This is a genomic window from Propioniciclava flava, from assembly GCF_004126535.1.
Classification (GTDB): Bacteria; Actinomycetota; Actinomycetes; order Propionibacteriales; family Propionibacteriaceae; genus Propioniciclava; species Propioniciclava flava.
Genome location: NZ_PPCV01000003.1, coordinates 204,076 through 229,220, shown reverse-complemented (window position 1 = coordinate 229,220; position 25,145 = coordinate 204,076). Strand labels below are relative to the sequence as shown.

Sequence of the window (25,145 nt, the reverse complement as noted above, 5' to 3'; positions counted from 1 at the left end):
TTTTGGGTTACTCTCATGACGGCGTTTGCCTCTGGGGGTCTGGTTCCGCCGCTCTCGGAGTGATGTCCACGAGGGTTTTTCTTTTGGTTTCGTGGGCCCCAATTCGGGGGATCACTAGGGTGATGGTGAGTAGGGTTGCGAACAACTACAAGATGTCGTAGAACCTCGGAAGGACGGTCCCGCTGGGGCGCGCTCTTCCTGGGGCTCGTGCTCATGATGGGGCTGTCGTCGGTGTTCTTCCCGACGCTCCAAGCCCAAGCCGCCGCGCCTGACGGCTGCTAGTACGGGACCAACGGCCCGAACAACAAGACACTCTGCTGGATCGACATGTCGTCGTTCGACACGACGCGTGCACAGACGGCCAATGGGCAGCAGATGAGCCTGAACATCGGCCACTACCGGCTCACGATGACGGCGAAGCAGTCGGCCGGCCCGACGGGGCTCATGAAGCCCGTCTACGCCTCGACGGCCCCGACCTGGGATTTGGCCGTTTTCGGTCACCAGGTGTACGCCAACGTCGGTGGCAAGCCGGTCATTTACCAAGAGAACGTCCCCGCGGGAGTGGGGAACAACGGCAGCATCGACTTCACCAACATTGTGGTGACCGATGTGAACACGGGGCAGGTGGTGACGGGCGGTCACACGTTCGTGCTTGCCGACGCCGAATCCACGAACTCGCACAAGGGATTGATCTTTACCTCGAACAAGCCGTTGAACACCTACGAAAAGGTAACCCCGGACGGGTTCCTTGAGCCGTGTGGCTTGGAGTACTCCGGTGCGGGCACCGACAAGGTGACCTGCATGGGTGCCCCCGATGACGGTACTGCGCAGCCCGTCGGTGCGGCGCTGCTGTCGACCAACGCCCCGAGCGAGGTGGGCATCCAGTTCTTCAACGGTGTGTCCTCCAGCCGCCAGGGCGTGGCCTTCGCGGTCATGTTCGCCCAGGTGAGCGCGTCGAAGGTTGTGACGAACCGCGTTGCCGACAACGACAACTTCGTGGTGTCGACGATGTACCCCGGGACGGGTGCTGCGATCGGGACGCCTGCCGCGACGAACGGAACCAACGCTGCCTCGACCCAGCCCGAGACGATCCTCGCGGACCAGAACGGCACCCTGGTGCGGTTCCAGGAAGCGATGGCGTCCGGGAGCACCTCCACGCTGAGCGACTACACCAAGGTGTGGCAGTGCAAGCGCAACGGCGTGAACGTGCCGGGTAACGAGATCACCTCCGTCAACAACGGAGCGGGTGTCGACGTCATCGTGAAGATCGGTGACGACGTCAACTGCGCGGTGACCAACACTGCTCAACTCCCCAAGTTGGAGGTCAAGAAGTCCTCTAACCCGTCCTCCGGTGCTGTGGTGAACCCGGGCCAGACGATCGAGTACACGGTCGTCGCCAAGAACTCCGGCAACACCCCGCTGACGAACGTCACGGTGTCGGACGATCTGACGAACGTGTTGAACCACGCCGCCTACGTGAACGGCTCTGCGAAGGCGTCGATGGGTTCTGCTCCGACGGTCTCGGGCCCGAAGCTCACCTGGAAGGGCGACCTGAAGGTTGGCGAGTCGGTGACCTTGACCTACAAGGTGAAGGTTGATGCCAACGCCACCCCGGCTGATGTTCTGGTGAACCATGTCGTGGCTGACGGCACGAACCCGAACAACCCGGATCACCCGAGCGTCCCGTCCAACTGTGTTGTGGGTAACGAACCGGATTGCAGCACGAACCACACCCCGGGCGATTCCGCGCTGACGGTGAAGAAGTCCGCTGATCCGGCGTCGGGTTCGCTCGTGAACCCGGGCCAGACGGTCACTTACACCGTTGTCACCACCAACACCGGCAACACCGACCTGACCAACGTCAAGGTGGGCGATGACCTGTCCGGTGTGCTGAACCACGCGACCTACATCGATGGTTCGGCGAAGGCGTCTGCGGGTTCCGCTCCGACGGTTGCCGATCAGAAGCTGGCCTGGACCGGCGATCTGAAGGTCGGTCAGTCGGTGACGTTCACCTACCAGGTGAAGGTCAACGCCGACGTGACGGCCAAGGATGTTTTGGTGAACCATGTGGTGGGCGAGGGTACGAACCCGAACAACCCGGGCGAGCCGAAGGTTCCGTCCAACTGTGTTGCGGGTACCGAAGAGGACTGCACCACGACCCACATCCCGGGCATCCCGGGGCTGGCCGTGAAGAAGTCTGCCGATCCGGCGTCCGGGACGACGGTCAAGCCGGGCCAGGTCATCACGTACACCGTGGTGGCGTCGAACACCGGTAACACCGACCTGACCAACGTCAAGGTGAACGATGACCTGACGCGTGTGCTGGCTCACGCCACCTACGTGAAGGGATCGGCGGCGGCGTCGATCGGGGCAACCCCGAACGTGTCCGGTTCGGCCCTGACGTGGACGGGTGACCTGAAGGCCGGCGAGTCGGTCAAGCTCACCTACCAGGTGAAGGTCAACGCTGATGTGAAGGAGACCGACACGTTGGTGAACGCCGTCGTGGGTAGCGGGGACAACCCGAACAACCCCGACAACCCGGGCGTTCCGTCCAACTGCGTGACGGGCTCTGAGAAGGACTGCACGACGACGCATACGCCGGTCGTGCCGTCGGGTCCGTCGGTGCACACCGGTGGCGAGGCTTTGCCGAGCGGCGCGCTGTACGCGGGGCTGGGCTTGCTGGTCGTCGGTGCGGCCGGGGTGACCTTCCTCGTGGCTCGTCGTAGCCGCACGGAGTGATCCACCAGCGTGACTTAGGTCGCGCATAGACGAGGGCGGGAGGGGCCATCAAACCCCTCCCGCCCTTAGTCGTCTGTACCATCGATCAGGAACGAGGATCCATGAGTAGAACCCACACTGGGCGCAGGGCCGCCACGCGCAAGACTCCACGCGGCGTGCTGATGCTCTTTGTCGCGCTTCTTCTCGCTGGGGCGATGCTCGTGGTCGGGACGCTCGTGATGCGTGCCCACATGCCCGTCGACCTGAACGGAAACTCTGTCGCGCTGGGCGATGGGGATGTCCCCGACGCTGGCGTCATCGCGGAGATGCAGGTCGCGGACGACACCGGCCTGCGGTTCACCGTCCCTGCCCTCTCCATGAACGTTCCGCTGGGGGAGTTGTCGGTGGTGCGCTCCACGCTCACCCCGCCTGGCTTCGTTCAGGCCTACCGGGTCCGCAACCTGGGCGTGCCCCTGGACAAGGCGTCCACCGGTACGGTCTATGTGGTCATGCACTCGGTGAACAACGGCTTCGCGCCCGGGAACTACCTCTTTGACGTGCCGTCGGCGAAGGCTCTCGTCAACCCTGGGGAGGCCCTGACGGTCGGCGGCGTCGACTACGTGATCGACGGCTCCCAGTTGATCGACAAGACCGCACTGCCCAAGACCGGCAAGCTGTGGGCGGACGTGCCTGGCCGGGTGGTGGTCATCACCTGCCTGCAGCGCACCCAGGGGCGCTCATTGCAGAATCTCGTCATCACGGGGCACCTCGCGGCGTAACCAACCGTCCGTGACGGTGCCTGAACCGCTGGCGTCCTGGGCCTGCGGGGTGGTTCCCCTTGCGGCGAGGAGTGGATCGTGAGACGCCTAGCGCCCTGTGTCGGCGTCAGCGGCGCCCGCGTCGTTGCTGACGGGGATGGGCCGGGCGCTGCCCCTTCTGGCCGCGCTGTGCAGGCTTCTGGGCGGGCGGGGGTGTGGCATTGCGTTCCTGGGCGGTGCGGGAACTGTTCGCGGTGCGTCCGCGGACGACGCCGATGAACTCGGCTATCCACGGATTGTCATCATCGATACGCCAGGCGAGCCCGATCGTGGTTGTGGGTGCGTCGGTCACGGGACGGTAGACCATGTCGCGGCGGCTGAAGGTGCGGGCGATCGACATCGGGACGAGCAAGACGGCATCGGCGAAGGCGGCCTGCTGGATGGCCTCGGGGGTGGCCGCGTCGAGGATCTCCTCGCCCGCGAGGTCGTCCAACGTCAGGTCAGCGACCGCTTCGATGGGGTGATCCTTCGAGGACCAGGCGACACGCACCTCCTCGTAGAGCCGGATCAGGTGCAGTCCGGCGGTGTCGAGTGGCAGCCGGACGAGGCACAGGTCAACCTCGCCGGACGTGAGCGCGGTCCGCTGGTCGGTTTCGGTGACCTCGACGACGTCGAGGGGGACGCGCGGGAAGCGCTCCTCCCAGACGGTGCGCCACTTCCGCAGCGTCACCCCGGGGACGAATCCCACCCGTAGTCGCGCCCTCTCCGTCACGGGGGCAGGCTATCGCGCCGATACGCTGACCTGGTGAGCCAGACGATGAAGCCCGCGACGGCGGCAAAGAAGCTCGGCGTCTACCTGCCGGCGACCCCGGCGGAGTTCCAGGAGTCCCCGATCACCCGGGCCGACCTGGACGACCTGCGTGACGACCCGCCCGCGTGGCTGGTCGACCTGCGCCGCAACGGCCCGTTCCCGCGCGACGTGGTGGCGCAAAAGCTGGGGATATCTCGTTCTGGCTTGGCCCGCGGCGGCGTCGACGAGGCGTTGGACGCTGACCATATCGGCGCCCTGATCGCAGATCCGCCCGCCTGGCTGGTGCACGAGCGCAGCGTGCATCGTGAGGTGCTGGCCGAGGAAGCCCGCCTCAAGAAGTTGTCCTGAGGTTGTGCACATCCCTATCCACAACATGGGGAAAACTACATGTGTGTAGTTCAGCGGACGAGTGCTTATAGGGCGCGGCGGGGACGACTCGCCGCCGCCCGTGAGGCGGCTCCGCCAGCCCCCGCGACCGTGAGGGCAGCCACACCGGTCGTCAGCGGGACGCTGAGCACCAGGCCGATGCCGCTGCCGAGGGTGCGGATGATCTCTTCGGTGAACTCCTCCGTGGAGAACAACAGGTTCAGCGGCTGGTTGTACAGCGAGAGCAGGAGCAGCAGCGACAGTGAGGCGCCGGCATAGGCGAACACAATCGTGTAGATCGTGGAAGCGATGTGGTCCCGGCCGATCCGCATGCCGGAGGTGAACAGTTCCCGGCGCGTCAGGTGCGGCCCTGCGGCCCGGAGTTCCCACACAGAGGACGCCTGGGTGATCGTCACATCATTGAGGACGCCGAGGCCACCGAGGACGAGGCTGCAGGTGAGGATGTCAGGAAAGTCGAGGTTGCCCAGGACGCCAGCCAAGGCGAGCGTCTCCTCACTCGACATGCCGCTGAGCCGCGACAGGTAGACGCCCAAGGCGCCCAGCCCCGTCGTCACGAGCAGGCTGAGCCAGGTGCCCACGAAGGCGGAGGTCGTCCGCCACGAGACGCCGTGAGCGAGGTACAGCACCACAAACATGATGGCGGTGGAGCCGATGATGGCCACGGCGACAGCCGGGTGCCCCGACGTCAGCGCCGGGATCATGAAGCCGAACAGCACAGCCCCCGAGACGATGAGGCCCAGCAAGCCGAACAGGCCCTTGCGCCCCGCGACAGCGATAACGACCGCGACGAAGACGATCAGGAAGCCCAACAGGACGGGCGTCCGATCGGTGTTGATAAACGCCCACGTGGACGGCTGACCGTCGATCCCTGGCACCTCAGCGACATTGACGGCGTCGCCCACTTTCAATCCGCTCATCGCACTGACACCGATGAGTTCCACCGGAACAGTGCGCCCCGCTGAGGGGCCACCCGTGACCGTGACCTGGGCGTCCAGACAGGCGTGTTGAGGGCCTTGTCCCTGCGACTCGCCCGTGTCTTCACACGGCGTGAGCGCAGTGATCCGGCCAGGAACAGTGTCGACGCCCTCAGCGGTTAACGAGGAGCCGTCCTTGGTGGGGTGGCTGGTCGGCCACAGCAAGATCAGCCCCGCGAGCGTCACCGCAGCAACAACGAGAAGCAGCCCGAGGGTCACCCGGCGTGCCGTGGCCGACAACCCCAGTACGGGGGCGTCGTGCGAGTGAGAGTGACCCGCACCCATCAGGGCTCCCTTCGGGTGCGCCCCAGCCGCAGATCGGCTCCCCAGGCGAAATGGTCGTCCGCAGTCACGCCCTCGACGGTAACAGCCGAAACTGTGCACAACGCAGAGGCGTCTGGCGCTGTCCCCACGTCGGTTCCACGTGGGGACGCTTGGAGCGCTGGCATGGCCACGATCAGGAACCCTTGAACTGATCCCCGATCCACCGGCCCACGTTGCCGATGCCCTGACCGACGTCGCGCAGCAGCTTGGTGGCCGCGTCTTCGCTTTGCTGGAACGACGTCGCATACGAGTCGGCGGCAGCCGCTGCCTCGTCGGAGATCGTGGCGTCCTTGTCGTTCTCGCGCCGGGGGTACTCGCCTGCAAGGTAGGCGCCGTACTGGCCCGAATCGATCCAGCGGCGAAGCTCGGCGGCTCGCACGACGCCCATCGGGTGCGTCATCGAGTCGAGAAGGAAGATCTTCATGAGTGAGTCGCCCAGGTTGTCGGTGTTCTCGTACTCGCGGGCCTGAGCGAGGAACTCGGTCTGGTCGAGTTGGTCAAGGTGTCCGCCCGAGGCGAGTTTCATCTGGACACGGACCGCGACGGCGACATCCTGCGTGGCCAGCAGCCCCGCACGGTCACCCGACAACTCCGCCTTACGCGCCCACTCGCCCAGCGCCGTCCGGACGACGAACAGCCCCACCCCGCCGAACGGAACGCTGGACAGCGTCTGCCCGGCGATCATCAGGTAGATGAGGAGGGTCTGGTACAGGGCGTGCCCGCTCAGCGCGTGCCCGAGTTCGTGGCCCAGCACGAACCGCAGTTCGTCCTCGTCCAGCAGGTCGATGAGGGCGGAATTGAGGACGATCTTGGGGGCGTCCATGCCGATCGTCGACGCGTTGAGGATCGGCGAGGCGGCCACGAACAGATCGGGAAGCTCCTGGACGTCCAACGTGGTCGCCGCCTCGACGTACAGCCGGTGCACCGTGGGGAACTGCCGCTCTGAGACCCGGACGGCCGAGCCGAGCAGCAGCATCTTGACCATGCGCTCGTTGATCAGCCCCGAGAGCTTGCGCACGACCACATCGAAGCCCTGCAGCTTGCGCAACGCTACGAGAGCCCCTCGATCGGCGGGATGCTCCCAGGCGCGGGAGGAGATCCCGCGAAGGATCGTGCGGGGCCGGGTGGGGTGCAGGTCGCTCATGGGTCCCAGTGTGCCGGACGCCACAGCAGACCGACCGGGACGCAACGAGCTCTCTTTCGGCCCTGCGGCAGGGTCAGTTGAGGGAACGGACGGCGCGCAGGGCGCTGCTCAGGCGAAGCGACGGCATGTACGTCCGCAGCAGCGCCGGAGCGATCCGCCCCAGTTGCATGGGCTGCGGATAGCACATCCACAAGGCTTCATGTCGGGCGCCGAACTTGCCCTTGAACCGCTCCAGCGAGGCGAACCCGTAGGCGGGCTCGAACACGTGCTTCATGTGCTGGAACAAGCGCCCCGAGGTGTCCCCGTCGTGGGCGGCGAGTGGCGTCCCGGACAGGCTGACGGTCGCAAGGCCGTCCTCGGCGGCCTGATGCACCGTCGAGATGATCGTGAACTCCATGGCCCCCGGCATCGCCTTCGGCTCACGACGCATGACGTCCAGCGTCCAGCCGACCAGGGTTCCCTCGCGGTAACGGGGCAGCCAACTGGTCACCACGTGGACGCGATGATCGGCGTCAATCGCCAACATGAGGCGTACCTCGGCGTCCTGAAGCTCATGGAGACCTCCCAGGGTGAACCCCATTTCGGGCAGTCGACGCCCGTCCGCCCAGCCTGAACACAAAGCGTCGATTTGGGAGCGGACCTCGGGGGTGACCTCCGCGTACGACGTCCACAGGGCTGTCACGCCCTCGCGTCCGGCGCGATTGACTGCCGTGCGAAGGTCTTGGCGGGCACGCCCCTTCAAACTGAACTCGGGCACGTCGATGATCGTGTCCGTCCCGACAGGAAGCCGGGCCCACCCTGCATCTTGGAGCGCGTCGGCGGCCTCATCGTGGACGCTGTAGAAGGCAGGCGTCCAGCCGCCTGCATCGCAGAACGCGGCGAACGCGCGGACGGTCGAGGCAGGGTGCTGGGAGATGGGATCGCCGACGGTGAAGGCAACGCCGTCGCGCACCCGATAGGCGACCGCATCCCCGTCCTCACCGAACCAGAAGGAGTTCCCGCGCCACGTCGCCATGTGCGCGAACGTGCCGTCGCCGCAGGCGTGCAGTACCTCCTCCAGCCGGTTCCGGTCTGCCTCGGTGGGAGCGGGGGCGCGCCGTTGCAGCACGGCCCGGGCCCCCAACGCCAAAAGCAGCGTCGCCACTGCGGGGACCCCCGCCGACAGCAAGGCGATGAGCTGCCATTCGGACTCGTCGGTGCTGAGCCCAGTCCACACGATCCCCCCGTCAAGCAGCGGGAGGATCACCAAGACCATGAGCGCCACGCAGGCGATCGCGCCCAGCACGGCCCCGCCTATCATGATGCCGAGGGCACGTCCGCGAGCGACGAGGACTGCGCTCACCGCGAGCAGGGCTGCAGCGATGGGGGCGAAGCTGGGATCCACCGTGATGCTGGGCCACACCAGCGGCCCCGTCGCATTCGGTGCGACGGAGGCCAACGCCAGCGCGCTCGCCAAGACGATCATCACCGCAGATAGCGTCCCGCGCCAGCGCGCCTGCACGCTGGGACGCCACCCGACGACGGTCACCGCACCCAGCCCGATGGTGCCGGCGACCAGGCCAAGGAGCGACGCAACCGCCCGGGACACATCCGATGCGTGACCGTTGGTGAGGAGAAGGGCCAACACCAACGTGCCCACGATCCAGCGCATCGTTCTCCGGCTGGCTGGACGCAGATGCCCCGACACGGCCATCAGCAGTGCTGCGCTCGTCACGGACGGCGTCCACGCCTGATAGGTCAGCGCCTCCTCAGACATGGGTTCCCCGAGAGCTGCCAGGCCCGACAGGATCGCCCACGCCAGGACGACACCGCCGGCCGTGGTTGCGGCGGCGATGCTTAAGGCCCAGCGCGTACCGACGAGGTGCTCGGCGGCGATCACGGAACCAATGAGGAAGAGCCACGAGACCACGCTGAATTGCGGTCCCGCAAATTCGACCTCACCAGCCCAGGCGAAGCGAGCGATCGCAGCACCGAGGGCGGCCATCCCGAGGGTGAGGGAGAGCGGAAACTGCATCAGCGCGCTCACCAGGCGGGTGGACACGGTGCGCATAGCCCTAGTCCATCGCATTCCCGCCCGCACCGCGTCAACCGACCGGTGTATGCGCATCCCCCTACGGTGGGGAATCCTGCGGCCAGGTGGCGGTCATGGGCCGCTGAGGGAGGGGAGTGTTCTAGCGTTCAGGTGGGTACGACAAGGAGAGAACATGATCGACGTGGTGATCGTGGACGACGAAGCGCTCGTCCGCACGGGGTTCACGATGATCCTCAACGCCACCGATGACCTTCGCGTCGTGGGAACCGCGACGGGGGAAGATGCGCTCGACGTCGTGGCGGCCACGCACCCTGATGTTGTCCTGCTGGACATTCGCATGCCCCACGTGGACGGACTGACCCTGCTGCGGCTTCTCGGTGACCTCCCCCAACCGCCCGCCATCGCCATGCTCACGACCTTCGACGCCGACGAATACGTCATGACTGCGCTGCGGCGCGGCGCCGCCGGGTTCCTCCTCAAAGACACCGAGCCTGAGCAACTCGCCCACTACATCCGCGCCCTGGCCGCGGGCGGGGTGGTCTTGTCGCCTCGCGCATCCCGGGTGTTGCTGGACGACCGCTCCGGCGTCGGAGCGTCGCTGGATGAGGGGGCACGCCGCGTGGCCACGCTGACCGATCAGGAACAGCAGGTGCTCCGGCTGGTCGCCGAGGGGCTCTCCAATGCCGAGATCGGCGACCGGCTGACGGTGGATGCAGGAACGGTCAAAGACCGCGTCAGCGCCATCTTGGCCAAGCTGGGCGTTGCCAGCCGCGTCCAGGCTGCGCTCGCAGCCCAACGGGCGGGGCTGCTCAACAAGGGAGCCGCGTCCTCGTGAGCCGCGTGGTGGCGGCATGGCGGCGGATCCCGGCCTGGCTGGTCGACCTGCTCGCCGTCGGGGTCGCCTTACTCGACGCCCTCCTCTACCGCAGCGGTGATGATCCGCTCACGCTCGGCCTGTGCCTGGTCGCGTGCGCCGGGCTCCTGGTCCGGCGACGGTTCCCCCTCGTCGCGTTCGTCTTGACGCTGCCCGCCGCGCTGGTGGCGACCATCATCGCCGCACCGATCATTGCCCTGTTCACCTTGGCGGCACGCAGCCGACGGTACTGGCTACTTCTGACGTGCGGGGCACTGTTCGCAGCCGCCGAAGCGATCGGCTGGCCGTTGACCAGCCAGTTCACCAGCGATCAAGACCACACCGCCATCTCCTTCGTCTATCGCCTGGCTGCGGCCGCAGCGCCGATCCTGCTGGGTCAGCTCGTGCAAACGACCGCCGACCTGCGCAGTCGGCTCACCGAGATCGAAGCCAGCCGTCAGCATGAGCGCGAGCTCTACGCCCAGACGGTGCTGGCGCGCGAGCGCAACCAGTTGGCCCGCGAGATGCACGACGTGGTCTCCCACCAGGTCAGCCTGATCGCCGCCCAGGCCGGGGCGCTGCAGGTCACCGCCAGCGATCCCGCCGCCAAGGAGGCTGCGTCCGCCATCCGCTCGCTGGCCTCGACGACGCTGGAGGAACTGCGTTCCATGGTCATGCTTCTGCGGGCGGCCGGAACGCGCAGCCCCGGTCTCGCCCCCCAGCCGACCGTCTCCGACCTCGAGGATCTGGTCACCGCGAGCGGGCTCGCCGTGACCATGGAAGGTTCGTTGCCACCCGATCTTGGGTCGGCGCGTGAGCGGGCCGTGTACCGGACGGTGCAAGAAGCGCTCACGAATGTGCGCAAGCATGCTCCTGGCTCGGCGGTCACCGTGCGGCAATGGTCGGATGAGCGAAGTGTCGCAGTGGCCATCGTGAACGGTTGTCCCACCTCGACCCCTTTGCGGCTCCCGAGCTCACATCTGGGGCTCTTAGGGCTCCACGAACGCGCCGAACTTCTCGGAGGCACCTTGGTCTATGGGGCCGAGGGGGACGGCTTCCGCGTGGAGTTACACCTGCCGCGCATGACAAAGTGACCGTCGGTGGAACTCCGGCCCCCGATTGGGGGTCAGGGAGCCGCCGGTCGGGGATGAGATTGTGGATGCTGTCCGGTTTCGGATCGAGTCAGTTCCAGGAAGGCTGAGGGGATGAGCGAATTCTTCGCCGGGCTGTGGTCGTCGCTGCTACGCGTCGACATCATGGACGGACCGGTGCCGTTGACGGTGTACGCACTCGCCCTCGTGGGTCTGGTCGTGACGCTGTTGTGGCGGCCGACGCGGCGTTCGCTCCTCGGCGCGCTGGTGGGCGCGATCCTCGGTGACGTCGTCGCAGTCGGCCTCTGGGCGGTCTTCATCCGCGGGCTGAACTTCTACGGCGTGGGCCTAGGCCTGCCCGTGTATGCGCTACTGGCGGCGACCTTGGCGGGGGTCGGGGTCTGCCTGGCGGCGTTGCTGCGCCGAGGCACACCACGTGGCGGTCGCGCCCGGCGGAACCAAGCCGACGCGGACGCAGGCCAGGCGACGACTCGGACGAAGCGTGCAGGCGGGGCGGGCGTCGCCCGCAGGGTGGTGGCTGCCCTCACGGCGGTCGCGGTGGTGGCGGCGGGGACGCTGGCGATCAACGCCGCGTTCGGGCTCAACGCCACGCTGGCCAGCCTGATGGGGATCGTGGTGGACGATCCGGTCGACTTGCCCGCACCCTCCTCCTCGGATCCCGCCGTCGCCCCGGCGCACCCGTTGTGGAGCACATGGAAACCGCCCGCAGACATGCCGAAGCAAAGCCAGACGGGCACGTTGCACATTCCCAACACGCACAGCGGGTTCGCGGCACGGGACGCGGGCATCTACCTGCCTCCGGCAGCCCTCACCAATCCGGCGCCGCGCCTGCCCGTCGTCGTGTTCATGTACGGCCTGCCCGGCAGCCCGGACCCCGCCCCGATCGGACGCGTGGTGGACTCGTTTGCCGCCAACCACAACGGGCTGGCCCCCATCGTCGTCGTCGTCGACCAAGTGGGTGCCGCCGTGCAGGACACGGGCTGTGTCGACTCCCCGCTCGGCAACTCGCGGACCTACGTGATGCAGGATGTCGTCCCCTGGATTCGTGCGAACCTGAACGTGTTCTCCGACCCGCACTACTGGACGATCGTCGGCTACTCCAACGGGGGCCAATGCGCGATTTCGTTCGGGACCGAGTTCCCGAACACGTTCCGGGGAGTGGTCAGCGTTTCGGGCGAGGAGTTCCCCGGTTCCGCCAATCCTGCCGCCACACTGAAGCAACTCTTCAACGGGGACTCCGCGCGCTATGAGCAGGCCAAGCCGATCAACATGCTGGCCCACGCGCACCTGCCAGACAGCACCGCCGTCTTCACCGCAGCCAAGGACGATGCCACGTTCCTCCCCGTAGCTCGCAGGCTGGCCGCGGCGGCGCAGAAGGCCGGTATGCACACGTCACTACGCGTGTTGGATCATGGCGGGCATGTCGGGGTCGCCTTCTATAGCGGCCTCCAGGATGGATTCGCGGTCATGTATCCGGTGCTGGGGCTGTCGCAACCTGGCACCGACGCCGTGCCCGCCTACGTCGTCACGCCCTAGCGGCGGGCGGGCGTCCCGCCTGCCGCACGGACGCCGACGCAGGCTGCGCCGGTGAGCCTTGCCCCGGACGCCCGCCGCCGGCTGGGGCTGGGCTTTATCCCGGCTGAGTCGCGTCGATGCCCCTGGGGAGGGGAAGCGTCCGGCGTCAGTACCCCTGCGCCGAGGCGTCCAGGTAAGTGAACGGGACGCCGATGAACAGCGCGCCCCCGACGGTGTTGCCGAGGAACGCGATGATGAGGGCGGTCAGGGCGGCCGTCCAGTCGATCGGGGCGACGAAGCCGTAGGAGAGGAACAGCCCAGCGTTCGCCACGGAATGCTCGAACCCCATGACGATGAACACCAGGACCGACGCCCACATGGCGAGGGCCTTGCCGAAACCCGAATGGACCTTGCCGTTGTAGACGGCGGCCATCGCCAGATTGATGAGCAGGTTGCAGAAGATCGCTCGGACGAACAGGTCGGCGTAGCCCGCCCAGCCGCTCTCCACATAGGACAGCTTGGTTTCCACCACGTGGCCCAGGTAGTCCAGCGTCGAGCCCGACACGATGCTGGAGAAGCGCACCAAGATGGCGATGACGAGCCCGCCCAGGACGTTGCCCAGCATGCAGGCGCCCAGCAGCTTCCAGAACCGCAGCGGGCTGAGGCGACGCGTGGCCGCCCCCACGCCGGCGACCATCATCGTGGAGGTCGCCAGTTCGGCACCCAGGAAGTAGATGAACACGAGCGCGAAGCCGAACACCCCGGCCCCCAGCACCTTGCCGACGACAGCGCCCCCCGGCATGCCGGACGCCGCGAAGAGGCCTGCCACCAGGTAGTTCGCCAGCAGCAGCACGGTGATGAGGACGCCCGCCAGACCGGCCTTGAGGAGGTAGCGGGGAAGGTCGCCGTCCAACAACGCCATCTTGGCGTCCAGGACGCGGGACACGGTCGCGGTGTAGCCCGCCTGCGGGGGAACTGTCTGGGTCGAGGCGCTCACGGCTGTCCTTCGGGTCGTGCGGGCGTACGGGGACGTGCTGGTCAGCGGGAGTGGGAGATCAGTGGACGGTCAGGCCGCGGGAACGGAAGCGGGCGCGAACCGGCTCCACCTCGGCGGGCTCAGGCGGCCGGGCGTCGCTGAGGGCGTAGTCCAACCCGAGTTCGGCCCACTTGTCGCGGCCCATCTGGTGGAACGGCAGCACCTCAACCCGGCTCACGCTCGACAGCGAGGCCGCATAGTCGGCGATGGGTTCGATGGTGGCCGGGTTGTCGGTCAGGCCGGGCACGAGCACGAAACGAATCCACGTCTCGATGCCCAGCGCCGACAGGCGACGACCGAAGTCCAAGGTGGGTTGCAGGCGGCGTCCGGTCACCTTGTGGTAGGTGGCCTCATCGCCAGCCTTGACGTCGAGCAGCACCAGATCGACATCGGCCAGCATCGTGTCGGACGCGTGCGCGCCCAAGAACCCGGACGTGTCGATCGCGGTGTGGATGTCCATCGCCTTGGCCCCGCGCAGAATGCGGGCCGCGAAGGGCGCCTGCTGGAGGATCTCGCCCCCCGACAGCGTGATGCCGCCGCCGGTGGCGCGGAAGATGCCCCGGTAACGCTTGATCCGGGCCAGCAGGTCATCGGCCAGGACGGGGACGCCGCGGCGGGCCGTCATAGTGTCGGGGTTGTGGCAGTACAGGCAGCGCAGCGGACAGCCCGCCACGAAGGTCGTCATGCGGGTGCCGGGGCCGTCGACGGCCGTGACCAGCTCCCAGGAGTGCACTGAGCCGACCTCACCTGAGCGCTGGGCAGCCATGAGCTCGGCATGGCTGAGGTGGTCGGCCACGGGGATGCCGCCGAGCATGGACGCCCGGACCGGCGGAGGGGGCGGCACGGCGGCCCCGGGGGTGACCCCGGGAACCGCCGCGCTGAGTGGGCTCATGCTCACAGAGCCTCGTGGAACGTCCGCGAGAGCACGTCGAGCTGCTGCTCACGGGTCAGCTTCACGAAGTTCACGGCGTAGCCGGACACGCGGATCGTGAGCTGCGGGTAGTTCTCCGGGTTCTCCATCGCATCCAGCAGCGTCTCCCGATTCAAGACGTTGATGTTGGCGTGGTAGAGCCCCTCACCGAAACCGGCATCCAGGATGCCGACCAGGTTGGCGACCCGCTCTTCCTCGGTGCGGCCGAGGGCGGGCGGGGTGATGGTGTTGGTCAGCGAAATGCCGTCCAGCGCATCGTCGTAGTCGAGCTTGCCGACGCTCATCATGGACGCGACCATGCCGTGCGTGTCGGCGCCGTTCTCCGGGTTTGCGCCCGGGGCGAACGGGGTGCCCTTCTTGTGGCCCGAGGGGAACGAGCCGGTCGCCTTGCCGTAGACCACGTTCGACGTGATGGTCAGCACCGACTGGGTCGGGACGGCGTCGCGGTACAGCTTGAGCGAACGGATCTTGTCCATGACCGTCTTGACGACCATGGCGGCGATCTCGTCGGCGCGGTCGTCGTCGTTGCCGTACATCGGGAACTCGCCCTCGGTGAGGTAGTCGACGACCAGGCCGGTCTCGTCGCGCACCGGCGTCACGGTCGCGTACTTGATGGCGGACAGCGAGTCGGCCACGATCGACAGACCGGCGATGCCGCAGCCCATCGTGCGGACGATCTCGTCGTCGTGCAGCGCCATCTCCATCGCCTCGTAGGCGTACTTGTCGTGGCTGTAGTGAATGATGTTCAGCGCTTCGACGTACGTCTCGACGGCCCAGGTGAGCATCTCGTCGTACTTGGCCCACACCTCGTCGTAGGTGAGCGGGCCATCGCCCTGGACGGCCTCGTAGCCGGGGACGATCAGCTTGCCGGACATCTCGTCGCGGCCGCCGTTGATGGCGTACAGGAGGGCCTTGGCGGAGTTCAGGCGGGCACCGAAGAACTGCATCTGCTTGCCGATGGCCATCGGGGACACGCAGCATGCGATGGCCGAATCGTCGCCCCAGTGGCCGCGGATATCGGCGTCGGACTCGTACTGGATCGCCGAGGTCTCGATGGAGATCTGCGCGCAGAAATCCTTGTAGCCGGCGGGCAGCTTCGGATCCCAGTAGATGGTGATGTTCGGCTCGGGGGCCGGGCCGAGGTTGCGCAGCGTCTGCAGCAAACGGAACGACGTCTTGGTGACGAGCGTGCGGCCGTCGTTAGCGAACCCGGCATCCGACCAGGTGGCCCAGTAGGGGTCACCGGAGAAGATCTGGTCGTAGTCGATGGTCCGCAGGAACCGGACGATGCGGAGCTTGGTGACCAGCGCGTCGATGATCTCCTGGGCGTCGGTCTCGGTGATGAGGCCCTTGGCCAGGTCGCGCTCGGAGTACACGTCGAAGAAGCCCGACAGGCGGCCGATGCTCATGGCGGCGCCGTCTTGGCTCTTCACGCTGGCCAGGTAGGCCAGGTACGTCCACTGCACGGCCTCATGGAAGGTCACGGCAGGGCGGGACAGGTCCAGCCCGTAGCTGGCGCCCAGGTTCTTCAGCTTCTTCAGGGCCTTGATCTGCTCGGAGTGCTCCTCGCGGTAGCGCGCCCAGTTCTCGCTGAACGGCTGATCGGCCACCGAATCCTTATCGGCCTGCTTGGCCGCGATGAGGGCGTCCACGCCGTAGAGGGCCACACGGCGGTAGTCGCCGATGATCCGGCCGCGGCCGTAGGCGTCCGGCAGGCCGGTCACCAGGTGGCTGCTGCGGGCTGCGCGGATGCGCGGGGTGTACATGTCGAAGACCGCTTCGTTGTGGGTCTTGCGGTACTTCGTGAAGATCGTCTTGATCTCTTCGTCGGGTTCGAGGCCGGCTTCCTTGATGGCGGTCTCGACCATGCGCCAGCCGCCGTTGGGCATCATCGGGCGCTTGAGCGGGGTGTCGGTCTGCAGGCCGACGATGACGTCGTCGTCGGAGCAGATGTATCCGGCGGGGAAGGCGTCCACGTCGCCGGGGATGTGGGTCTCGACGTCGTAGACGCGCTTGGCGCGCTCGACGGAGAGGTAGTCACGCTGCAGGGTCTCCCACACGTTCAGCGTCTTGGCGGTCGGGCCGCTCAGGAAGGACGCGTCACCGGTGTAGGGGGTGTAGTTGGCGAGGATGAACTCGCGCACGTCGATGCTGTTCTGCCAGGGGCCAGGCGTGAATCCCTCCCATGGATCTTGGCTGTTGACTGCGTCCCGCGAGGGGGCTTCGACCGTCATGGTTCTCCTAGTCACAAAGGATTTAGGGCACGCTGACGCCTGCAGATGAAAGTGATCGGGACGCGTTGTCCAGGACACCGACCTGTGTGATGTGACAGCGTTTCTGGTCCTGAATACTACACGTTGTAGGCCTTTGGTCAGACCATTCGGGTGCTTCTTCTTGTCTGGTGAGACGGATGTGTCTCATCGACCTCGCGGCGCTCCTCGGTGTTTGGCAATAAAGACGGTGTGACAAGCGGGAATGTAGCCTCGTTGTTGAGGGGTCGGCGGCGAGCCTCGCGCGCGGGCGTGCGTGCAACAACGGGAGTACGGTTGCCCCACCGTCGTCAAAGCGGTTCTCCCGGACGCCGTCATGGACCTCCTCTAGACTGACGGTGTCGATCCGAAGATGGAGGCCCAACGATGAGCAATCCGACATTCTGGTTCGTCATCGTGGTGGTTGCCCTGGTGGCCTGCGCGGTGATTCTTCTTCTCCTGCGCCGCAGCCGAGCCGCCCAGGAGCCACGACCGCGCCGGGCATTGTCCGGTGAGGCGCCGCGGTCGGAAGTGAGCCCGGCCCCTGAGCCAGCACGTCAGGCTGGTGTCCCGCTCGCCGCGCCGCCCACGCCGACGGGCGCCCCGGACGCGTCAACGCCGGCCGCCGCTCCACCCGACCTGCCCGCACTAGCGCTCCAGGGCCCCCCGTTGCATCGCGAGCACCTGATCGAACGCGACCGCGTCCTGGACACGTCGCGGTGGGACAACCGCCCCGACGGCACAGAGGAGTCCGACGGCGGTGCCGTGTCGGGTGGCCCGGGGGTGGACGCCTCCTTCATTCAAGCCCTGCGTGAGCGTGGCCAGGCATAGTGAACCCGTGACCGACAACGGCGGCTCCGTCCACGACCCCACGCTGGAGATCCACCTTCTTGCCGACTCCACCGGCGAGTCGGGGGCGCGGGTGGCCCGCGCGGCGGTGGCGCAGTTCCCCTCGATGGAGTTCCGGCTGGTCCGGCACCGCCGCGTCACCACCACCGCAGCGCTCATGAAGGCGCTCGACGCGATCCGTGCCCGCGCGGGGGCGCCGACCGCCGTGTTCTTCACGCTGGTGGACGAAGAACTGGCCGGGCTCGTCACCTCCGCTTGCCAAGAGCTGGAAGTTCCCTACGCCGACCTCATGACCGACGCCATGCGCGCGCTGCAACAGATCAGCGGGATCGAACCCGACCAGGTACCGCTGCGCCCCGTCGGCGTCGAGGCTGACTACTTCGCCCGGATCGCTGCGATCGACTTCGCCGTCCGCAACGACGACGGCGCCGCCCCGACGACGCTGCCCGAGTGCGACATCTGCCTGGTGGGGCCCTCGCGGTCGGGCAAGACGCCGCTGTCGATCTTCTTGGGCTACATGGGCTACAAGGTCGTCAACGTTCCGCTCGTGCCGGGGATCACCCCACCCAAGGAACTGTTCGAGATCGAGCGCTGGCGCATCGTCGGGCTCTCGATGGATCCCGAGCGCCTCCAGGCCATTCGCGCCGAGCGCGTCAAGGGCCTCGGGGTGCGGCGTCCGATGAAGGACGGCTACGTCGACCTGGCCAAGATCTATGCCGAACTCGATGAGGTCGGCCAGACGATGAAGCAGTTGCGCTGCCCCGTCATCGACACCACCGGCATGGCGCTGGAGGAGTCGGCCTCACGCATCCTCGACATCGTGGAGGAGCGGGCCCGCATCCATCGTGGCAAGCTGCGACGCGTCCCCAACATCAACTCCGAGCTGAACCCGCACACCGCAGGCTGACCTCCACGGCAGCCCTGTGGCGGATGCGGCACGCAACGAAAGGACGCGGCGTCATGTCAACACTTCTCCTTACCCATGCTCGCCTGCTCGACCCCGAAGGCCCCACACTCAGCGGGCCGGACGGCTGGCTGCTGTGCCGCGACGGCGGGATCGTCGATCGCGGCGAGGCTTCACGAGCGTTCGCGACGTGGGGGGAGTCGATCGGGGCTTGGTTCGTGCGCTCGACGAGGGCCTCGTGCTCGGTCCGCGGGTGCAGTATGCGGGCCGGATGATCTCGCAGACGGGAGGCCACGGCGACACCCGTGGGCTGAACGAACAGCACCTGGGCTGCCACTGCGAGGAAGCGGGCATCGCTGTCATCGCCGATGGTGTCGACCAGGTGCGGTGGGCGGCGCGAGAGCAGTTGCGCCGTGGCGCGTCCTTCCTCAAGCTCACCGCGTCAGGCGGGGTGGCCTCGCCGCACGACGACATTTCCTCGGTGCAGTACACCGAGGAGGAGATCCGCGCGGCGGTGGTCGAAGCGGCCAACGCCAACACCTACGTGACCGTGCACGCCTATCACCCGCGGGCCATTCAGCAGGCGCTGCGTGCCGGGGTGGGATGTGTCGAGCACGGGAACCTCCTCGATGAGGAGACGGCCGCGTTGATGAAGGCGTCCGGCGCCTGGCTGGTCCCCACCCTGGTCACCTACGAACTGCTTGCCCAGCAAGGGGCGGCGGCTGGGCTGGGGGAGGCGTCGCTGGCCAAGATCGCCGAGGTGCGCGATGGCGGTCTGGCCGCCTACGCGCTCGCCGCGCGCAGCGGTATTCCGATGGCCTTGGGGACGGATCTCCTCGCGGAGATGGAGGTGGCGCAGTCGCAGGAGTTCCTGCTGCGGGCCCAGGTGGCTCCTTCGGCGCGCGTGGTGCAGGAGGCGACCTGTCACGGGGCGCGGCTGATGGGCTGGGAGGGCAAAGCGGGGACGCTTCAGATCGGCGCCTGGGCGGACGTCCTGGTCGTGGACGCCAACCCGTTGGAGGACGTGCGGATCCTGGCCGACCCGCAGACGCATCTGAGGGCGATCATCAAGGGCGGCCAAGTCGTCCCGCCCGTGGCGCCATCCGAGGAAGGCTAAGGAGTGGGCTTCCCCCTCACGGCGTGAGAGGGCGCGCCGCGGCTTCGAGTGCGGCCAGCAGCGCGATGGAGGCGGGCCAACCCAGCCCGGCTTCGCGTTGGGCGACGAACACGGTGCGCCGTGGCATCTGAGGCAGCGGGATCAGGCGACAGGCGGGCGGGTGTCCCGCCCACATCAGGTCAGGGATGAGCGCGACCGCGTTGCCGGATTCCACCAGGCGCAGGTGAGCTTGCAAGTCGGCGGTGACGTAGCGGACGTCCGGCTCGAAGCCCTCGACCCGGCAGGCCTGTTCCGCGAAATGCCGCGATGCCGCACCGTGCGGTTCCATGACCCACGGCAGATCGACCGTGCCCGCCAGGTCGTCGGCCGTGCAGTCGAGCGGGACGGCGAGGTGGATCACATCGGTGGTCAGGTCGCGCCGGACCAGCCCCGGCAGCCACGGGGCCGAATGCTCGGGGTACTGCTCGGCGATGACCATGTCGAAGTCCCTGGCCCACGTTTGGTGGAGGGCCTCGGCGGGCTCGGTCTGCACCATTTCGACCCGGACGTCGGGGTGCTGGTGGGCCATCGTTGTTAGCGCTGCGGGCATCAATGCGAGGGCGGCCGACTGAAACACCGCCACCCGGACGCGGCCCCGCACCGTCGTGCCGGAGGCCCGCAGCTCAGCCTCGGCCCGCTCCAGCGTGTCGGCCAGTTCGGACGCTGTGGCGACCAGGATCTCCGCCTCGGGGGTCAGCCGGACGGTGCGCCCGGCCTTGCGCAGCAGGGTGGTTCCCGCCTCCCGCTCCAACTGGGTGAGTTGCTGGGAGACGGCCGAGGGGCTGTATTGCAGCGACTCGGCGACGGCGGCCATCGTCCCGCGAATCGAGAGCTCCCGCAGCAGCATGAGGCGGTGGATGTCCAGCATGGCCCTCCATACATCACGAAAACTGACGAATAGTGGTCAAAAACAGTCGCTTGTCCTGACGGCTTAATCGGGATGAGACTACTCGTAGTCACGCCCTGAAGGGCGCGTCCCTCGACCCCGACCTGGGAGGCTCCCGTGTCCGACACCCATCCGCTCGCCGCCGGGCCCGCCCCCGACTCCGTCGATCCCGCCATGATCGAGGAGGCCATCGCGCTCGTGCGTCGCTGGCTGACCGAAGCAGCCGCGCACCCCTCCGACCCCGCAGGCGAACGTCTCGCCGACGTCCTGCGCGACGCGGGCGGGCTGGATTTCACCGTCGGCTTCGTCGACGGTGTCGTGCGGCCCGAAAACACCAAAGTCGCCGCCCACAAGCTGCGCGAGCTGGCCCCACGGGTGCCGAGCTTCCTGCCCGCGCCGATGCGTGCAGCCGTCGCGCTGGGGGGCGCGCTCGCGCCCGTCCTGCCCGGGATCGTCGTCCCCACCGCCCGCCGCGTCCTGCGGGACATGGTCAGCCACCTCATCATCGACGCCACCGACGCTCGCCTCGGCCCGGCCATCGCCAAGATCCGCACCGAGGGCATCCGCCTCAACATGAACCTGCTCGGCGAAGCGGTGCTGGGCCGCTCGGAGGCCAAGCGCCGCCTCGATGGCACCCACCAACTGCTGGCGCGCGAGGATGTCGACTACGTCTCCATCAAGGTCTCGGCGACGGTCGCGCCCCACAATCCGTGGGCGTTCGAGGACGCCGTCAACGACATCGTCGCCGAACTCACGCATCTGTTTGCGCGGGCGGCGTCCTTCCCGACGCCCAAGTTCATCAACCTCGACATGGAGGAGTACAAGGATCTCGATCTGACCATCGCGGTCTTCACCCGCATTCTCGACCGGCCCGAGTTCCTCCACCTGGAGGCAGGGATCGTGCTGCAGGCCTACCTGCCCGACGCTCTCGCGGCCATGATGCGCCTCCAGGAATGGAGTGCGGCGCGTCGGGGCCGCGGCGGGGCCCCCATCAAGGTCCGGGTCGTGAAGGGCGCCAACCTGCCCATGGAGCAGGTCGAGGCGTCCCTGCACGGCTGGCCGTTGGCCACCTGGGGCAGCAAGCGCGAATCCGACACCAACTACAAGCGCGTCCTGGAGTACGCCCTTCACCCCGAGCGGATCGAGAACGTTCGCCTCGGCATCGCCGGGCACAACCTGTTCGACGTCGCGTACTCGTGGCTGCTCGCCGGACGCCGTGGCGTCCGGGCCGGAGTGGAGTACGAGATGCTGCTCGGCATGGCCCAAGGGCAGGCCGAGGCGGTGCGCCGGGAGGTCGGCGGGTTGCTGTTGTACACCCCGGTGGTGGCGCCCGCCGAGTTCGACGTGGCCATCGCCTACCTGATCCGACGTTTGGAAGAGGGCGCCTCCAGCGAGAACTTCATGTCTGCGGTGTTCGAACTGGCCGAGAACGAGGACCTGTTTGCTCGCGAGGTCGCCCGGTTCCGGGCTGCCGTCGCCGGGCTCGACGGTCTGGTTCCGGCGTCCCACAAGGTCGCCGACCGGCATGCGGCCGTCCCGCCGAGCGGGCTGGGCGCCTTCCGCAACACCCCCGACACCGATCCGTCGGTGCGGAGCAACCGTGAGGCGGCTGCGGCTGCTTTGCTGCGTGTCCCCGGCTCGCGGCTGGGGATCGACACGATCGAAGCGGCCCGGATCGCCACCCCCGAGGCGTTGGACGCCGTCCTGGCCGAGACTCGTGCGGCCGGCGAGGCGTGGGGTGCGCGGAGCGCCGATGAACGCGCCGCGATCTTGCACCGCGCGGGTGAGGAACTCGAAAACCGCCGCGAGGCGTTCTGGGAACTCATGGCCGCCGAAGCGGGCAAGACCCTCGACCAGGCCGACCCCGAGGTGTCGGAGGCGATCGACTTCGCTCACTTCTATGCCGAGCAGGCCCGGCGGCTGGAGGCCGTCGATGGTGCCTCGTTCGAACCGTCCGCGCTGACGTTGGTGACCCCGCCCTGGAACTTCCCGGTGGCCATCCCCGCCGGGGGAGCGCTGGCGGCGCTGGCGGCAGGCTCAGCCGTCCTGCTCAAGCCCGCAGCCCTCACCCAGCGCTGCGGCGCGCTGATCGCCGAATGCTTGTGGTCGGCGGGGGTGCCCCGCGAGGTGCTGCGCCTCATTCAGGTCGGTGAGAAGGCGCACGGTGCGGCGCTGGTGGGTGACCCGCGCCTGGATCGAGTCATCTTGACCGGTGCCTTCGAGACCGCCGAACTGTTCCGCTCATTCCGTCCTGACCTGCCGCTGTTGGCCGAAACCAGCGGCAAGAACGCCATCATCATCACCCCGTCCGCTGACCTGGATCTGGCGGTCAAGGATGTCGTTGCGTCCGCCTTCGGGCACGCGGGCCAGAAGTGCTCGGCGGCGTCCTTGGTCGTGCTGGTCGGGTCGGTGGCGCACTCGCGACGGTTCCGGACGCAGTTGCGGGACGCCGTCTCCTCGCTGACTGTGGGGTATCCCTCCGATGCCACCACGCAGATGGGTCCGATCATCGAACCGGCTTCCGGCAAGCTGCTGGAGGGTCTCACCACTCTCGGAGTGGGGGAGCGATGGCTTATCGAGCCCCATCCCCTCGACGATTCCGGGCGGCTGTGGAGCCCCGGGGTCCGCGAGGGCGTCCGGCTCGGCTCGGCCTATCACCGCACCGAGTACTTCGGGCCGATCCTGGGGATCATGACGGCCGCGACGCTGAGCGAAGCCATCGCGATCGTCAACGAGGTCGACTATGGCCTCACCTCTGGGCTGCATTCGCTGGACGCCGCCGAGATCGGGGAGTGGCTCGACACCGTGCAGGCGGGCAACCTGTACGTCAACCGGGGGATCACCGGGGCGATCGTCCAGCGGCAGCCCTTCGGCGGCTGGAAGCGTTCGGCGGTCGGAGCGGGCGCCAAGGCTGGCGGCCCCAACTACCTGATCGGCTTGGGATCGTGGCGGAGCCGGGAAGCGACGGCGGTCACCGCCGTGACGACTCCGGCGGTCACCGCGCTGGTCGCGGCGGCCCGGGCCGAGTTGCCGGAGGCGGACGCCGCCCGCGTCGAACGCGGCGCACGCAGCGACGGTGAGGCGTGGCGGTTGCAGTTCGGCATTGCCGAGGATGTGTCCCAGCTTCCGGTGGAACGCAACGTGTTCCGCTACCTGCCCCTGGATCGGCCCGTGCTGGTGCGCCTGGACGCGGACGCGCCGGTGGGTGACCTGGTGCGCGTCGTGGCGGCGAGCGCCCTGACGCGGACCGCCGTCGTCGTGTCATCCGGTCGTGACCTGCCTCCTGCGGTGGAGGCCGCCCTGCGCGGCGCCGCCCAGGAGGTCATCGTCGAGGACGAGGCCGCCTGGGGTGCCCGGGTGGTGGCCTACGGTGCTGGGCGGGTGCGTCTGATCGGCGGGTCGGTGGCTGCGGTCGCGGAGGTGACCGGTGGGCGTCCGGACCTGGCGGTGTATGGCGGGGAGGTCACCGAAGCTGGCCGCCTGGAGATCCTGCCGTTCCTGCGCGAGCAGGCCGTCTCGATCACCGCGCACCGCTTCGGGACCCCCAACCACCTCACCGATGCGCTGATCTGACTCTTCGCGGCCTGGTGGTCGCGGACGCGGAGCACGGCGCGCCCCGATCACCACAGCCGATTGTCGGCCGGCGCCGGGCACGGATCCTTGCGTCGGCGTGCGACGACCGGACGCCGCACGCTAGGGGGCGAAGCGCGTCACCAGGCAGCGGAAGGTGTCGGCGGCGCGCGCGTGGGCGTCCGGCGCGAGGGGGACGTCGACGGGGACCGGCTGATCCAGGTGGACGCTGATGTAGTCGGCGATGACGCGCGGAACCGTGCCCTCTCCGAGTTCACGGGTGACCGACTTCACCGAGATGAGCTCGGCCATGGTGTCGCGCAGCGTGGGCGGAATGTCGACCTCCGCCAGGAGTTCTTGGAGCCGCATGGGCGGGGTGCCGTGCGGGTGGGTGTCGAGCCAGTGCAGGGTGGCGGCAGGACGCACCGCGTAGAACAGCCGCTTCAGGCGCACCTGCTCACCCTCCAGCCCGGCCAGGGCGCGCTGGCGGCGTCCGAGGTAGAGGTAAATGGCGGCGGAGTCGGGGCCGGGTCGTGACGGCGTCCACCAGGGCGAGGAGTTCGGCGCGGAACGCCTCGTCGCCGCCGTAGATCAAGGGGGAGCGCAGCCATTCGCCGACGGTCGCGTTGCCGCGGACGGCCAACCGGACGGCCTTGATCAGATCCCAGCCGTTCACGTCGGAGATGGCGTCCAGGGGCGTCTCGATCACGTCGCGCGGGCGCCACGGCGACAAGTACTCCTCCGCGGTGCGGACATAGAAGAACCGGCAGTCGTAGTCGCTGTCGGGAGAGGGGAACCCCCACGCGCGCGACCCGGATTCGATCGCCCACGGAATCCGGACGCCCTGCTCGGCCGCGACCCCGCCGAGCCGGTCGTCGATGGCGGCCACAATGTCCGCGTTCATGGACGCGTCGATACTGCGTAACCACACCATCT

Annotated in this window: 20 protein-coding genes; 10 read left to right on the top strand and 10 right to left on the bottom strand. The window is 67.8% G+C overall.

From position 1 onward, the window contains the following. Positions 1 to 327: 327 nt before the first annotated feature. On the top strand, positions 328 to 2,739 hold the full coding sequence (locus C1706_RS05775) for a DUF7927 domain-containing protein (RefSeq protein WP_129458270.1): 2,412 nt from the start codon (positions 328 to 330) through the stop codon (positions 2,737 to 2,739). A gap of 101 nt (positions 2,740 to 2,840) precedes the next feature. Then, a complete protein-coding gene (locus tag C1706_RS05770; protein WP_129458269.1) occupies positions 2,841 to 3,497 on the top strand; it encodes a sortase family protein in 657 nt (218 codons plus the stop codon). 106 nt (positions 3,498 to 3,603) lie between these two features. Here C1706_RS05770 and C1706_RS05765 read toward each other — a convergent pair whose 3' ends face one another. Continuing rightward, entirely contained in the window at positions 3,604 to 4,248 is a 645-nt protein-coding gene (locus tag C1706_RS05765) for a LysR substrate-binding domain-containing protein (protein ID WP_129458268.1), read from the bottom strand. Between the two features lie 33 nt (positions 4,249 to 4,281). Between C1706_RS05765 and C1706_RS05760 the strand changes: the two genes are divergently transcribed. After that, positions 4,282 to 4,635: a DUF5997 family protein gene (locus tag C1706_RS05760; protein ID WP_241653455.1), complete on the top strand. Its 354-nt coding sequence runs from the start codon at positions 4,282 to 4,284 to the stop codon at positions 4,633 to 4,635. A 65-nt stretch (positions 4,636 to 4,700) separates the two neighbouring features. Here the strand turns inward: C1706_RS05760 and C1706_RS05755 are convergent, their stop codons facing one another. The 3 genes from C1706_RS05755 to C1706_RS05745 all read right to left on the bottom strand — a co-directional run bounded on the left by C1706_RS05755 (position 4,701) and on the right by C1706_RS05745 (position 9,166). Continuing rightward, positions 4,701 to 5,933, bottom strand: a complete 1,233-nt coding sequence (locus C1706_RS05755; protein WP_164987448.1) for a YibE/F family protein — start codon at positions 5,931 to 5,933, stop codon at positions 4,701 to 4,703. Positions 5,934 to 6,105: 172 nt separating this feature from the next. After that, on the bottom strand, positions 6,106 to 7,116 hold the full coding sequence (locus C1706_RS05750; protein ID WP_129458266.1) for a M48 family metallopeptidase: 1,011 nt from the start codon (positions 7,114 to 7,116) through the stop codon (positions 6,106 to 6,108). Positions 7,117 to 7,189: 73 nt separating this feature from the next. After that, positions 7,190 to 9,166: an MprF family protein gene (locus C1706_RS05745; protein WP_206660997.1), complete on the bottom strand. Its 1,977-nt coding sequence runs from the start codon at positions 9,164 to 9,166 to the stop codon at positions 7,190 to 7,192. 154 nt (positions 9,167 to 9,320) lie between these two features. On the opposite strand from C1706_RS05745, the gene C1706_RS05740 reads away from it, so the two are divergent. From C1706_RS05740 to C1706_RS05730, 3 genes are all read left to right on the top strand, one after another. Beyond that, positions 9,321 to 9,983, top strand: a complete 663-nt coding sequence (locus tag C1706_RS05740; RefSeq protein WP_129458264.1) for a response regulator — start codon at positions 9,321 to 9,323, stop codon at positions 9,981 to 9,983. Further along, positions 9,980 to 11,095, top strand: coding sequence for a sensor histidine kinase (locus C1706_RS05735; protein WP_129458263.1), 1,116 nt, complete (start codon positions 9,980 to 9,982; stop codon positions 11,093 to 11,095). Before C1706_RS05740 ends, C1706_RS05735 begins: the two co-directional genes overlap by 4 nt. A gap of 111 nt (positions 11,096 to 11,206) precedes the next feature. Then, entirely contained in the window at positions 11,207 to 12,649 is a 1,443-nt protein-coding gene (locus C1706_RS05730; RefSeq protein ID WP_129458262.1) for an alpha/beta hydrolase, read from the top strand. Between the two features lie 145 nt (positions 12,650 to 12,794). Here the strand turns inward: C1706_RS05730 and C1706_RS05725 are convergent, their stop codons facing one another. Genes C1706_RS05725 through pflB form a run of 3 tightly spaced genes read right to left on the bottom strand, consistent with a single transcriptional unit; the run spans position 12,795 to position 16,829 of the window. Beyond that, complete coding sequence (locus C1706_RS05725; protein WP_129458261.1) at positions 12,795 to 13,625, bottom strand: formate/nitrite transporter family protein; 831 nt, start codon at positions 13,623 to 13,625, stop codon at positions 12,795 to 12,797. Between the two features lie 58 nt (positions 13,626 to 13,683). After that, positions 13,684 to 14,556 carry a pyruvate formate-lyase-activating protein gene (pflA, locus tag C1706_RS05720; RefSeq protein ID WP_129458260.1) on the bottom strand — a complete coding sequence of 291 codons (873 nt, stop codon included), beginning with the start codon at positions 14,554 to 14,556 and terminating at the stop codon, positions 13,684 to 13,686. Positions 14,557 to 14,558: 2 nt separating this feature from the next. Continuing rightward, on the bottom strand, positions 14,559 to 16,829 hold the full coding sequence (gene pflB / locus C1706_RS05715; RefSeq protein WP_129458259.1) for a formate C-acetyltransferase: 2,271 nt from the start codon (positions 16,827 to 16,829) through the stop codon (positions 14,559 to 14,561). 402 nt (positions 16,830 to 17,231) lie between these two features. On the opposite strand from pflB, the gene C1706_RS05710 reads away from it, so the two are divergent. The 3 genes from C1706_RS05710 to C1706_RS05700 are packed head-to-tail and all read left to right on the top strand — an operon-like array spanning position 17,232 to position 19,714. Then, a complete protein-coding gene (locus C1706_RS05710) occupies positions 17,232 to 17,675 on the top strand; it encodes a hypothetical protein (RefSeq protein ID WP_129458258.1) in 444 nt (147 codons plus the stop codon). Positions 17,676 to 17,682: 7 nt separating this feature from the next. Further along, positions 17,683 to 18,600: a pyruvate, water dikinase regulatory protein gene (locus tag C1706_RS05705; RefSeq protein WP_129458257.1), complete on the top strand. Its 918-nt coding sequence runs from the start codon at positions 17,683 to 17,685 to the stop codon at positions 18,598 to 18,600. Positions 18,601 to 18,616: 16 nt separating this feature from the next. Further along, complete coding sequence (locus C1706_RS05700; RefSeq protein WP_348981027.1) at positions 18,617 to 19,714, top strand: metal-dependent hydrolase family protein; 1,098 nt, start codon at positions 18,617 to 18,619, stop codon at positions 19,712 to 19,714. Positions 19,715 to 19,730: 16 nt separating this feature from the next. On the opposite strand, the gene C1706_RS05695 is transcribed toward C1706_RS05700, so the two are convergent. Continuing rightward, positions 19,731 to 20,621 (bottom strand): LysR family transcriptional regulator, encoded by an 891-nt coding sequence (locus tag C1706_RS05695; protein WP_129458256.1) that lies wholly within the window; start codon positions 20,619 to 20,621, stop codon positions 19,731 to 19,733. Positions 20,622 to 20,813: 192 nt separating this feature from the next. Between C1706_RS05695 and C1706_RS05690 the strand changes: the two genes are divergently transcribed. Beyond that, positions 20,814 to 24,212, top strand: coding sequence for a proline dehydrogenase family protein (locus C1706_RS05690; protein ID WP_129458416.1), 3,399 nt, complete (start codon positions 20,814 to 20,816; stop codon positions 24,210 to 24,212). Between the two features lie 120 nt (positions 24,213 to 24,332). Here the strand turns inward: C1706_RS05690 and C1706_RS14750 are convergent, their stop codons facing one another. Then, positions 24,333 to 24,662, bottom strand: a complete 330-nt coding sequence (locus C1706_RS14750; protein WP_250645420.1) for a DNA polymerase beta superfamily protein — start codon at positions 24,660 to 24,662, stop codon at positions 24,333 to 24,335. 4 nt (positions 24,663 to 24,666) lie between these two features. Further along, complete coding sequence (locus tag C1706_RS14745; RefSeq protein WP_206660995.1) at positions 24,667 to 25,143, bottom strand: nucleotidyltransferase domain-containing protein; 477 nt, start codon at positions 25,141 to 25,143, stop codon at positions 24,667 to 24,669. Positions 25,144 to 25,145 lie beyond the last annotated feature (2 nt).